Source organism: Altibacter sp. (genome assembly GCF_019913785.1).
Lineage (GTDB): Bacteria > Bacteroidota > Bacteroidia > Flavobacteriales > Flavobacteriaceae > Altibacter.
Genome location: NZ_JAIOHK010000073.1, coordinates 1 through 13,104, shown reverse-complemented (window position 1 = coordinate 13,104; position 13,104 = coordinate 1). Strand labels below are relative to the sequence as shown.

Below are 13,104 nucleotides of genomic sequence, written 5' to 3'. Positions count from 1 at the left end.
TCCATCGAGTGATTACTGGTTCGTGGTGGAGTATACCGAGGACGATACAGCAAAAGAGTTTAAAGGGCATTTTACCCTAAAAAGATAGCAAATTAACTAGGATGATTAAAAAAGCCTCTCAATAATCTGAGAGGCTTTTTTAGTACTATATTTTTAATTTATAGATTAAAACCTAGTGTAAATACGAAATTGCTATAAACAGTATTTATAGCTGCGCTATCCGTCAATCCTATATTGTAAAGCTGTTGGTTTCTTTCCTGCTCCGCACGTGCATAAGAGAGATCAAAACTATAGTTTCCAAAATTATAGCCAAGACCTAACGAAAATCCCTTGGTGTCACCAATCGTATTTCCATCTTTATAAGGGCTTTCATTATAACGCAAGCCCGCTCTAAGGCTTAGTTGTTCAAATCGATATTCGCCTCCTAAACGATAGCTTCCTGCACCTTGTAAAAGATCGTTAATAGTTGTATTTTCTGAAGCAAAAACAGGGTCGGAGGTAGGGCCAAATTGAATATTCGAGAAGTCACTATAGCTATAGTCAAAACTTAGCAACCCGCTTTTTCCAAAGATATGTGCTGCGCTTACTGAAATCTTTCCAGGAGTTCTTAGATCGTAATCTTCATAAATATTCAAAACTCTGGGATTAATAATTTCATTGATTGACATTTCGTCCTCTATACGATTCGTTTCAAGGTATTGGGTAGTTTCTTCAGAAACCACATACCAAGTTGGCGTATCAAAAGTAAGTCCTATTCGGCTATTTTGCCCAATTTTCATAATACCTCCAATTTGTGCCGAAAAGCCTGATCCTAATACGGATAGGTTGTTTTCGAAGCCTACTTCAGAAACTAAACTGCCAACATTCGAATTACCTTCATACAAATAAGTGCTTTGATCGTAATCAATAATGTGCGAGTTTAAATTAATTCCGAAGTAAAAGTTGTCCGTATACTGTGTGGCAAAATTCGCTGTATATTTTCCTCTATATCCTCGTTCCAAAGCGACAAATTCGTGATTAAAGCTCCCCGGAGCAATGTTTAAGATATAGTGTGAATTCTGAGGGTCATTTGGGTCAACAGGGTCTATAATATAGCCTTGATACCCTAAAAATGCATTTTGAGCGGCGGCTCCCTGTGTTTCGCCTAAATAAGCATATAAATCGGAAATGGTTTCGCCGCTTTGAAGTTGCAAGAGATCTAATGGTACACCTTGTGCGTTTGCCAAAAAGAACTCGCCAATTGATGTATTTCCAGTACCGGCAATAAACAAATCATCATTATAATTTTTATTGTTAAGGTAATTTACACCAATACTGAATTTTTTCCAGGAGGAATCCTCATTCCTGCTGTTGAAAACAAAGACGGCACCCGCCTGATTCAGATTGAAGTCGGATTGGTTGCTTTTAACCGAAGTATTAAAATAGGTCGCCGAATTGTCTATATCATTTACACCAAGGGATACCGTAATTGAATTGGTTAGAAATACCGCAGATCCCGCAGGGTTAATTGCGATGGCAGATACATCTCCCCCCAAGGCCCCAAATGAGCCACTTAAGGCATTAAATCGCGCAGTTCCACTGTTGTTTTCTAAAGAATATCGAAGTCCGTCGGAGATATCTTGAGCATTTGTAACAGCCATAGCAAAGACCGTTATGAGTAAGAATGTAATTCTTTTCATAGCCATAAAAAGTTATAATTAAATTGAATTGTTATTCGAGACCACCACCACCTCTTCTTCCGCCTCCACTTCTACTTGTGCCGGATGAACGAGAACTACCGCCCGAACTTCTCACAGAAGATCCCGAGTTGTTTGAACTCGAATTCGGTCTTGACACATTGTTTGATCGACGCACCGAATTGTTATTTCGATTACTGGAATTATTTCGGATTGTATTCGTATTAGGTCGCGTGGTTCTTGTATTTCTTATAGAATTATTAGAATTGGATCTCGTATTATTTAAGGTCGAATTACGACGAATATTCGTGCTTCTATCTCTGGTAAACGTCGAATTTCTTCGTACCGTATTCGAATTGTTTCTTCGTGTTAGTTCAGATCTGGAATACGAACTTCTTCCGTCAGATACATTCGATTTACCTCTATCAGTTGTTCTTCCTCTAGAATAATCTAGGTTTCTTCTTCCGCGATTGTAGGCAATATTGCTGCCATAACCGCCATATCCGTAGTATGGGTTGTAATAATGACCGTAATAACCCCCGTAATAATAGGAAGGATATCCCCAGCCATAGTATCCATAGTATGGGTAGCCCCATCCCCAAGTATATCCAATGCTCCAGTAAGGACGAACCCAGTAACCATACCAATACGGATTATAGTAGTGTCCAGCATAACCACCATAATATCCTCCGTAATTATATACATTAATCGTAATATCTTCCGAATTATCTCCCCAGGGACCGTAGCCATCATCATAGGCTTCTTCCTCAATTACGATATAGCCTTCTTCGTCTAAGCTTTCTGTGGTTGAATAGGCTTCAATGTCGGTAAAAATCAAATCTTCGTCCGGGAGATCTTCGTAAACCTTTGTTTTCGAATTAAAATATTGTTTGTAATAATTTGACTTATCGTTGGTTTCTTCAGCAATAGTGCTTTCTGTATCCGTTTCGGAAGTATAAATCCCATCGGTTTCACTATATCCAGTATTGTGTGTACCGCAAGAACTTAAGAGTAATACGAATAATCCCATAAACACTAATGGGATCAATTTTTTAAGGTAGGGGTATCGAGTTTGCATAACAGCGGTATTTTAATTGTTGGACATTATAAAAATAGTTAGTTTTGCCGAGAACTAACAAACATTTAACAAAAACACAATATTTGTGCCAAACTACCCACTATGGCTAAGAATTTAACGACTCGAAGTGAGGATTACTCAAAATGGTATAACGAACTGGTTATCAAAGCAGATCTTGCTGAAAATTCGGGCGTAAGAGGATGTATGGTGATTAAGCCCTACGGCTTTGCCATTTGGGAACGAATACAGGCAGAATTGGATCGAATGTTTAAGGAAACAGGCCATCAAAATGCGTATTTTCCACTTTTTATCCCAAAATCATACTTCAGTAAAGAGGCGAGCCATGTAGATGGTTTTGCGAAAGAATGTGCCGTTGTGACACATTACCGACTTAGAAATGCAGAAGATGGAAGTGGTATTGAAGTAGATCCCGATGCCAAGCTAGAAGAGGAATTGATTGTTAGACCTACTTCAGAAACCATTATTTGGGATACCTATCGCAAATGGATTCAATCGTATAGAGATCTTCCTTTGTTGATCAACCAATGGGCTAATGTGGTGCGTTGGGAGATGCGTACAAGGTTATTTCTTAGAACAGCTGAGTTTTTATGGCAAGAAGGGCATACGGCACATGCTACTAAAAACGAAGCAATCGCCGAGGCCGAACAAATGATGAATATCTATGCCGAATTTGCTGAAAATTATATGGCAGTTCCGGTTATTAAGGGAACCAAGACTGAAAGCGAACGTTTTGCGGGTGCGTTAGAGACGTATTGTATCGAAGCCTTGATGCAGGATGGAAAGGCGCTTCAAGCAGGCACATCACACTTTTTGGGTCAGAATTTCGCCAAAGCATTCGATGTGAAGTTTGCGACCAAAGAAGGTAATCAAGAGTATGTTTGGGCTACTTCATGGGGTGTTTCTACGCGTTTGGTAGGAGCCCTAATTATGACACACAGTGATGACAACGGCTTGGTGCTACCTCCAAATTTGGCACCCGATCAAGTTGTGATTGTACCTATTTATAGAAGCGATGAGCAGTTTGAAGCGGTAAGTGAAGTTGCTACTAAACTAATGAAAGAACTTCGGGGAAAAGGCCTGCGTGTGAAATTTGACAACCGGGATACACACAAACCGGGATGGAAATTCAATGAATATGAATTAAAGGGTGTGCCTGTACGTATTGCGATTGGCCCCAAGGATATAGAAAATAGAACCGTTGAAGTGGCGCGTCGCGATACGCTTACGAAGGAAATTCTTTCCATGGATACGGTTGCCGCACAGCTTGTGCAATTGATGGAAGAAATTCAAACCAATTTGTATAAAAAAGCTTTCGACCACCGTGCTTCACATACCACTTCGGTTTCTAACTATGCCGAATTCAAAGAAGTGTTGGAGTCGAAAGGAGGTTTTGTATTAGCACATTGGGATGGAACAACGGAAACAGAAGAACAGATAAAAAACGAAACAAAGGCTACTATTCGATGTATCCCTTTGGATGATGATACCGAAGCCGGAACCTGCATGGTTACTGGAAAACCTTCTAAGCGAAAGGTGCTTTTTGCAAAAGCCTATTAAATTTTTTGCAAAAAACTATTACAGGATTTGCGGCATTAAAAAATAGTTGTATTTTTGCATCCGCATTTAAAAACCAATGGTCCGTTCGTCTAGGGGTTAGGACGCCAGGTTTTCATCCTGGTAACAGGGGTTCGATTCCCCTACGGACTACAAAAATTAAGATTTAAAAAAAGCAAAATGGCGAATCATAAGTCAGCATTAAAGAGAATTAGAAGCAACGAAACAAAACGTTTACGTAACCGTTACCAACATAAAACGGCTCGTAATGTTATGAAGAAGTTCAAAGAACTTACCAACAAGAAAGAAGCTGAAAAAATGTTTCCTGAAGTTGTTTCAATAATCGATAAGTTAGCGAAGAAAAATATCATTCATGATAATAAAGCGGCTAACCTAAAATCGAATATGGCGAAGCACGTAGCTGCGTTATAAGAATTCTCCAATATAAAATAATAACTCCTTCAAGCAATTGAAGGAGTTTTTTTTATTTGATATATCGTCGGTATTTTTAACCTAAGACCGATGTAGGCACTAAGGCACTTATATCACCATCGTTTCTGAAAACATCACGGACTATCGAAGAGGAAATATTACTGTACTTCGGGGAGCACATCATAAAAACGCTCTCCACCCCGGCAAGGCTACTATTGGTCTGTGCAATGGATTGTTCGTAATTAAAGTCGGCGGTGTTGCGCAAACCACGAAGTATAAAACTAGCCGATACTGCCTTGCAAAAATCCACGGTCAATCCCGAATAGGTCTTTACCTTGATCGTTTTTTCTGAAGCAAAGGTAGTTTCAATGAACCGCTTGCGATCTTCCAAAGACCACAAATATTTCTTATCGGCATTCACGCCTATGGCAATAATGATCTCATCAAAAAGAGGTATGGCCCTTTCGATAATATCTAGATGTCCTAAGGTTATAGGATCAAATGAACCCGGAAAAACTGCTCTTTTCATTTTTGCTTTTTATTTATACTTATTTGGCTAATTTCATATTTTAAAGATAGTTACTTTTTCGATAATGCATTTTCAACCAGAATTCCAAAAAACTGTCGCAAGGTCAGTCCCGACTCTCGAACCTGTTTCGGCACAATACTCTCTTTGGAAAGCCCGGGAGTAGTATTGATTTCTAAGAAGTAGGGAATTCCATCTTGAATAATGAACTCACTTCGGGTAATTCCTTCCATATTCAGCAGACCGTAGATTCGTTTGGCTTCGGCCTGAACATTTGCCATATCTTCTTCTGAAATGCGGGCAGGTGTAATTTCCTGAGATTTTCCCAAGTACTTGGCCTCATAATCAAAAAAGTCGTTTTCCGAAACAATTTCGGTAGCCGGCAGCACCACTACTTCATCTTTATTATTATATACGCCCACAGAGATTTCCACACCTATCAAAGCAGTTTCAATAATGATTTCTGTATCTTCTTCAAATGCCTTTTCAATAGCCGCAACAAGGTCTTCCATATCGTGTACCTTGCTCACTCCAAAACTCGATCCGGCTCTATTTGGCTTCACAAAGCACGGCAATCCTACAATTTTTACAATCTCCTCACGGTGAATTTCGTTGCCCTTATTCAGGTAATACGATTTTGCACATTTTATTCCGAAGTGCTGTAACACCGAAAGGCAATCCCGTTTGTTGAAACTCAGCGCCGCCTGATAAAAGTCACAACTGGACTGAGGAATTTGCAACAGCTTCCAATAGGCCTGTAAATAACCATCCTCGCCAGGGGTACCATGGATGGTGTTAAAAATGACATCGGGTACAATGGTTTCAGCACCGCTTTGAAAGCTAAAATCGGCTTTGTTTATTTCGTACTTTGTGCCGTCTTCCGCTGCATAATACCAACCCTCTTTCAAAATATGAATAGGGTAGATGTTGTATAAAGCAGGATCCAAGGATTCACAAACCACCGAACCGCTTAATAATGATATTTCGAATTCGCTGGAGTAGCCCCCCATGGCCACCGCAATGTTTTTCTTTTTCATAACAAAGTGCAGATTACAACGTTTAACAAAAATATCACTTATGGTTAGAAAGATACTAACTTTAGGTTTTATATTTTTGCGTATTAACAATCAACGTATGACCTTTTTAAAATATTTGTTTACCAAGGCTTTTTTAAAGCAGTTGCTGTATGCAGTTTTAGCCCTTATCATACTGTCTTTCCTTATACTATGGTGGCTTCGAGGTACAACCAATCACGGACAGAAAATAGAAGTGCCCAACTTGGCAAAACTGTCGTTAGATGATGTGGAGGATATCTTGGATGAGAACGATTTACGGTTTGAAATATTAGATTCGGCCAATTATAATCCCGATTTTCCTAAATACTCGGTAATAGAACAGATTCCGAAGGCGGGAAAATTCGTTAAGGAAGACCGCAAAATATATTTGTATCTAAATCCGTCGGGCTATCGAAAGGTTACCGTTCCTGAAGTAGTTGGTAAAACTAGAAGACAGGCCGAACCTACTTTACTGGCGATGGGTTTTAAAATTGGGAAAGTGAGTTACCGCCCTTATATCGCTAAAGATGAATTGTTGGAGATGCGTTACAATGGTGAAAAACTTGAACCGGGAGCCGAATTACAAATCACATCGGTCATCGACCTTATTTTAGGCGATGGTTCGGGTAGTTTGCGGCAAGGTACCGATGGTGATTCTGAAGGTGTTGAAAATGGCGAAGATGCGTTACCCGAAGCAGAAGATGATGGCGGAAATTAATCAAGGAATAGTAGAAGAAGGCAATGATGACCTGTACGAACATTTCCGGTTTGTAGCCGACAAGGGACAGCAGCCTTTGCGCGTGGATAAATACCTGATGAATCGGGTTGAAAATGCCACGCGGAATAAAATTCAGAAAGCAGCAAAAGACGGAAATATCTATGTAAACGATATCGCCGTAAAGTCTAGCTATAAGGTAAAAGGCAACGATATTGTCACCGTACTTTTTGAGCACCCACCCTACGAATTTTTACTGGTACCCGAAGATATTCCTATCGACATTGTATATGAAGATGACGATGTGCTTGTAGTGAATAAACCGGCCGGTATGGTGGTACATCCCGGTCATGGAAATTATAGCGGAACCCTTATCAATGCGCTTACCTTTCATTTTGATAATCTGCCCAATAACAGTAGCAATCGCCCCGGTTTGGTACATCGTATCGACAAGGACACCAGTGGTCTTTTGGTTGTCGCCAAGACCGAAGCGGCTATGACCCATCTTTCGAAACAATTTTTCAATAAATCCACCGAACGCGAATATGTGGCTTTGGTTTGGGGAGATGTGGAGGAGGATAATGGTACCATTGAAGGACATATTGGTCGCCATCCAAAAAATCGCCTGCAGAACACGGTTTTTGAAGGTGACGAGGCCGATGAAAAAGGAAAGCCGGCCGTTACTCATTATCAGGTGATAGAGCGTCTTGGGTATGTAACCTTGCTCTCTTGCCGCCTAGAGACCGGACGTACCCATCAAATTCGGGTGCATTTAAAACACATTGGTCATACCTTGTTCAACGACGAGCGTTATGGTGGAGATAAGATTTTAAAAGGAACCAGTTTCAGCAAGTACAAACAGTTTGTGGATAATTGTTTTAAGATTTTACCACGTCAGGCATTACACGCTCGTACTTTGGGGTTTGAGCATCCGGTTAGTGGTAAAATGCTTCGCTTTGAAACAGCTATTCCCGAAGATATGGAGCAGTGTCTGGAAAAATGGCGGAATTACTCAAAGCACGTGAACGAGTAATTGATTGTACTTATCACCTTATTATTTCTAACGATGAATTTCTGAGTTTGTTTGTTCAATTCTTGCTATTTTTGAAGAAATGCTATTCCAATGAAAATTGTTTTATCTCCAGCAAAATCATTAGATTTTGAATCCAAATTGCCAACTGCCAAATTTTCTGAAGCTTCTTTTCTTCCCGAAGCCGAACGCCTTAATAAACTGCTGAAAAAGAAGTCGGCAAGAAGCTTGTCCAAATTGATGGGGATTTCGGCAAATTTGGGACAACTCAATTACGAACGAAACCAAGAATGGAACTTACCCTTTTCTAGTTTCAATGCGCGTCCCGCGGTCTATGCGTTTAGCGGCGATGTGTATCGTGGCTTGAATATTTATACGCTTCCGAAGGGAAAAATAGATTCTTTACAAAATTCGCTTCGTATTATTTCGGGCCTGTATGGTGTCTTAAAACCACTAGATCTTATTCAGCCGTATCGCTTGGAAATGAGTACCCGTATTTCCGTAGGAAAGCATAAAAATTTATATGAATTCTGGAAGAAAAAAATTACCCAAGCTCTTAATGATGAATTAAAAGAAGGGGAACTCTTTATCAATTTGGCGAGCAACGAATACTTTAAGGCGATTGATGTAAAAGCGCTGAAGGTGCCCGTTATCACCCCCGTCTTCAAAGATTTGAAAAATGGGGAGTACAAATCCATCATGACCTTTGCGAAACTAGCTCGGGGGTATATGACGCGTTACCTATTAGACATCGATGCAAAGTCCCTCGACCATGTGAAAGGCTTTAATTATGAAGGGTATGGTTTTAGTGAAGCCATGTCTACCGAAACCGAATTGGTCTTTATCCGCTAGTGTTTCTACACACCCATCCATACCCGCCATTTATTCCAAACCGTGCGACAAAGCTTATTGTGGGCACCTTGCCGCCACCGCGATTTACCACCGGAACCTTGAAAGAAGGGGATGTCAATTTTTGCTACGGAAGTCGAGACGGACAGCTATGGTCTATTTTGAATGAAATTTTTAATCTGAATTTGAATTTCGAAACAACAGCCGAAGCTATTGCACAACGCAAACAGTTTTTAACCGAACGCGGCATCGGAATCTGTGATATTGTGGCTTCGGCCAAAAGAGATAAGGTGGATGCTTCCGATTTGGGCATGCAGGATATTGTACTTCGGGATTTGATCTCAACACTTCAAAAGAATCCGATGGTAGATACGCTGTTATTTACAGGAGGCAATAGTAAAAATGGCCCCGAATATTTTTTCCGAAGACATTTAAAAGCATACGACCTAACGCTAAAAGTAGTTTCCCATGAGGTACCGCGAATTCATCAATTCCAACTTCCAAATACCTCACGAATTATAAAAACGATATCGCTGACAGCGCCTTCAGGAGCGGCAAATAGAGCAGTAGGGAGTTTAGCGGCTTACAAAAGAGTGAAACAGGAATTCCCTGAAAAGACTACAATCGATTTCAGAATTGAACAATACGCGCCTTTTTTCTGAAACAGTCGCCTTATAGGTTATAACTAAAAATCTCCAGCGGGGCATTGTTGCTCACCACCATAAAACAAGCCGTTCCATTAAGGGAAAAAGGCATGATGTCTTTGGCGTCACTGTCAATAAATGGATCGTACTCTTTGGCATAGGTAAAACCATTCTTCCCATCGCCTAGAAGTACATACCCAAAATTACCATCGTAACGAATGGTTTCTACTTCGGCATCATAGATTGCTCCTACTGCAAGAATGTCTAAGTGACCGTCACCATTTACGTCGGTATTGGCAAAAGAAAGGCTTGGCCCCAGTTGTGCCTCATTGGGTAATTTCTTTATGTTGAATTTTCCGTTGCCCAGATTTTCCAAATAGATACTTTCGAACATATGTACCACCAATTGATAGGCGTCATTTAATTCTTCTTCTCCGTAGATATCGTTCATTTCTAAACTTGCAAATTCCTTATAGGTCTGAATTTTATCCAAGAGGAAGGGGTTTTGTTGACTACTGCATTCTTTTCCGCGCACGGGAACCAGTTTTCCATTGTTGATTTTACTCAATGCCACGTCAAAGGTACCATTGGTGTCGAAGTCTTTGGCGTAAATGTATATGGGTTTATCCTTTTTGGGTTGAAACTTATTGTTCTTTCCAATATTTCCTAGGACGTAATCTTGATCGCCATCGCCATCAAAATCGGCTGCGGAAACACTAAACCACCAACCTTCTGTATGGTCCAATCCTTCAATGGTTATCTTTTCAAATGTTCCCTTATGATTATTGAAAATAGTAGGAGCCATCCATTCTCCAACCACCATGAGATCTACATCGTTGTCGTTGTCGTAATCGGTAAAAATTGCTTCGGAAACCATTCCCATTGCTGCCATTCCTTCATTTTGAGCTGTTACGTCAACAAAGTTTCCATTTTCATTTTTCAGTAAATAGGAACGAGGTGCCACCGGATATTTTCCCGGAATGACATTTCCGCCCACAAACAGATCCAAATCACCGTCTTTGTCGTAATCGGCCACAGCAATACTTTTTCCGGAGGTGAGCATTTTGGGAAGTTTATTGCTTTTGCTAAAATTTCCAGAACCGTCATTTAGATAGAGCCGGTCTTGAAGCAAGGGGCTATTTGCACTTAATTCGTAGCCCGCACTCACTACATATAAATCTTGATCGTTATCGCCATCTGCATCAAAGAACAGGGCGTTGGCATCTTCAAATTTGGCTTCCGCATTCCATAAAGCCTCATTCGATTTTGAAAAACCTCCATTGGAATTTTGAAGGTACAACGCGGCGGAAGCACCGGCCGCATTTCCAACGAAGAAATCTTCTAGACCATCTCCATTCACATCGGCTTTGGTGAGTCCGGTCCCCTTGGTGGATTGCTTTTGTGGGATCAACAGTTGCAGATCGTAATCATTAAATTCATTTTCCTTGTGGATATAATCGATGTCCAATTGGGCAACATCCACATTTTTCTTTTGTGATCGATACGTCCGCATCGCCAGTGCATCGGTTTTTGCTGAAGCGTAGTCAATCTCGATGAGTTTGTTGGCTTGGGGGTTTAAAACTTTAGAAACTTTTCCATCGGGCCATTGCACTACTATCTCTTCAATTTTTGTTTGGTCACCGAGCCCGAAATGCAGCACATTCGTTACTGACGATTCGTATCCTCGAGTAAGTTGTAACTCTTGAAACTGAGTGTTTTTGGCAGTTTTTACATAGACATCGGCACCAATTCCAATAGGATTTTTGGCAGGGCCCTTAAGTTTTATTTGGGTAGCATTGGCGTTCGCATTGTTACGATAGAGTCCAATATCATCGTTGATGTTGTTTACGATCAAATCCAAGTCGCCATCATTGTCAAAATCGGCATAGGCAGCTCCATTCGAAAAGGTAGGATCATTAAGCCCCCAATCTTCAGTTACCTTAGAAAAAGTAAGATCCCCATTGTTTTGATACATATAGTTATCTAGTTTTTCTGAAGGCAGCAAGGCGAGCACACTTTCTAAGGTAAATTGTTCACCACCCTGCTGTCTTTTTAACACTTCACCTCTAAAATCCTGATTGGTATAATCTTTTGCAATTCCGTTTGAAATAAAGACGTCTTTAAGTCCGTCATTATCATAATCGGCAATAAGCGGTGCCCAACTCCAATCTGTTTTTACGATTCCACTAAACTGTGCCGTTTCCTTGAATTTTCCGTTGCCCATATTGTAATGCAGCATGTTGGCCATATAGGCGTGGTGGTATCCCACCGCTACCATGGTCATAAAATTGGAGGTACTCATGGAGGCCATATTTTGTTTGCCCCTTGCGTAGTTTTCGGCGAGCATATCTAAGGTGATCAAGTCTGGATAGAGGTCATTGTTGAGGTCGGCGTAATCACTTCCCATACTGTTGAAAGAGATGTGTTTGATTCGGGTATTGATTTGATTTTGAAAGGTTCCGTTTTGTAGGTTGATATACAGTTGATCCGGTTCCAAATAATCGTTTGAAACATAGATATCATCCCAACCATCGTTATTAAAGTCACCAATCGCAGCGGCGAGTCCCCAGGTTTTGTTGTAAAGACCCGCTTCACCGGTTACTTTTGTAAACGTGTTCCCGTCGTTTCTGTACAATTGGTCACTGGTAATTTCTTCAATCTGACTTTGAATTTCACTACTAATTTTGGTGTTATTCTTAAAGTCGTATCGGTAGTTCACCACATAGAGATCTAAGTCACCATCTTTGTCGTAATCGATAGGATAGGCTTGGGTGGTATAACCCGGGTCATCCAGTCCCCACTTAGCGGCTTCTTCGGTAAAGGATCCATTTTGTTGGTTTACAAAAAGTTTATTTCGCCTTGCGTTGTCATCTCCTATCGCCCCGGCTTTGGATACGTACAGATCCATCCAGCCATCATTGTTAATATCGAGCATGGTCACCCCTGTGGAAAATCCTGTTGCATCTTCAGTATTTGAGTTTGCTGTAATGTCTTCGAAGGTGAAATTACCTTTGTTTTTGAACAATTTATTCGCCCCGAAATTGGAAACCAAAAAGACATCCTGCAACCCGTCATTGTCAATATCTCCAACAGCGACGCCTGCCCCGGAATACATATAAGGGTAATTTAAAAAGTTGTATTCCATATCATCTTTTACAAGGTTTTGAAATTCAATTTGAGAGACTTCGGAAGTGATTTTAGTGAATTGTTGAGTAGCTCCGTCTGTATAACCCCCACTTTTGGCTTTTTCTGAAGCATTTTCAGAACATGAAAGAAGCCCTAGGAGGATAAAGAAAGTAAAAATTTTAGTATGCATACGAACAAAATTAATGTTACACAAATATATTAATACCAAGCAGTTAACGGCCAAATAAGTTTGTTTAAAAAAATAAAATAGCTAGCTTATGTTTGACTAAAATATGAAAACTTAAAAATCCTAAGGTATTATTTTTTAGAAAAAAAAAATTATAGTACCTTAACACCTTATTAACAAATCAAATTAATTTAAATTAATGACTCTATGA

General features: G+C 40.2%; 11 protein-coding genes and 1 tRNA gene. 7 read left to right on the top strand and 5 right to left on the bottom strand.

The annotated features are described in order from the left end of the window. Positions 1–158: 158 nt before the first annotated feature. Together K8F54_RS13115 and K8F54_RS13110 are read right to left on the bottom strand one after the other, a co-directional pair. A complete protein-coding gene (locus tag K8F54_RS13115) occupies positions 159–1,679 on the bottom strand; it encodes an outer membrane protein transport protein (RefSeq protein ID WP_290791687.1) in 1,521 nt (506 codons plus the stop codon). A 31-nt stretch (positions 1,680–1,710) separates the two neighbouring features. Further along, positions 1,711–2,754 carry a hypothetical protein gene (locus K8F54_RS13110; RefSeq protein ID WP_290791685.1) on the bottom strand — a complete coding sequence of 348 codons (1,044 nt, stop codon included), beginning with the start codon at positions 2,752–2,754 and terminating at the stop codon, positions 1,711–1,713. A gap of 102 nt (positions 2,755–2,856) precedes the next feature. Between K8F54_RS13110 and proS the strand changes: the two genes are divergently transcribed. The 3 genes from proS to rpsT all read left to right on the top strand — a co-directional run bounded on the left by proS (position 2,857) and on the right by rpsT (position 4,761). Then, a complete protein-coding gene (proS, locus tag K8F54_RS13105) occupies positions 2,857–4,332 on the top strand; it encodes a proline--tRNA ligase (protein ID WP_290791683.1) in 1,476 nt (491 codons plus the stop codon). Positions 4,333–4,410: 78 nt separating this feature from the next. Further along, a tRNA-Glu gene (locus K8F54_RS13100) sits at positions 4,411–4,482 on the top strand. Between the two features lie 27 nt (positions 4,483–4,509). Beyond that, the gene (rpsT, locus tag K8F54_RS13095) at positions 4,510–4,761 is read left to right on the top strand and encodes a 30S ribosomal protein S20 (protein WP_290791681.1); all 252 of its coding nucleotides are present in this window, start codon (positions 4,510–4,512) and stop codon (positions 4,759–4,761) included. 76 nt (positions 4,762–4,837) lie between these two features. Here the strand turns inward: rpsT and coaD are convergent, their stop codons facing one another. Continuing rightward, positions 4,838–5,290, bottom strand: coding sequence for a pantetheine-phosphate adenylyltransferase (gene coaD, locus K8F54_RS13090; RefSeq protein WP_290791679.1), 453 nt, complete (start codon positions 5,288–5,290; stop codon positions 4,838–4,840). Positions 5,291–5,340: 50 nt separating this feature from the next. Then, positions 5,341–6,324, bottom strand: coding sequence for a D-alanine--D-alanine ligase (locus K8F54_RS13085; RefSeq protein ID WP_290791677.1), 984 nt, complete (start codon positions 6,322–6,324; stop codon positions 5,341–5,343). Between the two features lie 97 nt (positions 6,325–6,421). Here K8F54_RS13085 and K8F54_RS13080 point away from each other — a divergent pair, with 97 nt between their 5' ends. The 4 genes from K8F54_RS13080 (at position 6,422) to K8F54_RS13065 (ending at position 9,598) form a co-directional block, all read left to right on the top strand. Beyond that, positions 6,422–7,060 (top strand): Stk1 family PASTA domain-containing Ser/Thr kinase, encoded by a 639-nt coding sequence (locus tag K8F54_RS13080; protein ID WP_290791675.1) that lies wholly within the window; start codon positions 6,422–6,424, stop codon positions 7,058–7,060. Continuing rightward, on the top strand, positions 7,047–8,090 hold the full coding sequence (locus tag K8F54_RS13075) for an RluA family pseudouridine synthase (RefSeq protein WP_290791689.1): 1,044 nt from the start codon (positions 7,047–7,049) through the stop codon (positions 8,088–8,090). The genes K8F54_RS13080 and K8F54_RS13075 overlap by 14 nt, the downstream gene beginning before the upstream one ends. A 90-nt stretch (positions 8,091–8,180) precedes the next feature. Beyond that, positions 8,181–8,939 carry a peroxide stress protein YaaA gene (yaaA, locus tag K8F54_RS13070; RefSeq protein ID WP_290791673.1) on the top strand — a complete coding sequence of 253 codons (759 nt, stop codon included), beginning with the start codon at positions 8,181–8,183 and terminating at the stop codon, positions 8,937–8,939. Beyond that, entirely contained in the window at positions 8,939–9,598 is a 660-nt protein-coding gene (locus tag K8F54_RS13065) for a uracil-DNA glycosylase family protein (protein WP_290791671.1), read from the top strand. Before yaaA ends, K8F54_RS13065 begins: the two co-directional genes overlap by 1 nt. Before the next feature lie 10 nt (positions 9,599–9,608). On the opposite strand, the gene K8F54_RS13060 is transcribed toward K8F54_RS13065, so the two are convergent. Then, positions 9,609–12,896, bottom strand: a complete 3,288-nt coding sequence (locus K8F54_RS13060; RefSeq protein WP_290791669.1) for a VCBS repeat-containing protein — start codon at positions 12,894–12,896, stop codon at positions 9,609–9,611. Positions 12,897–13,104 lie beyond the last annotated feature (208 nt).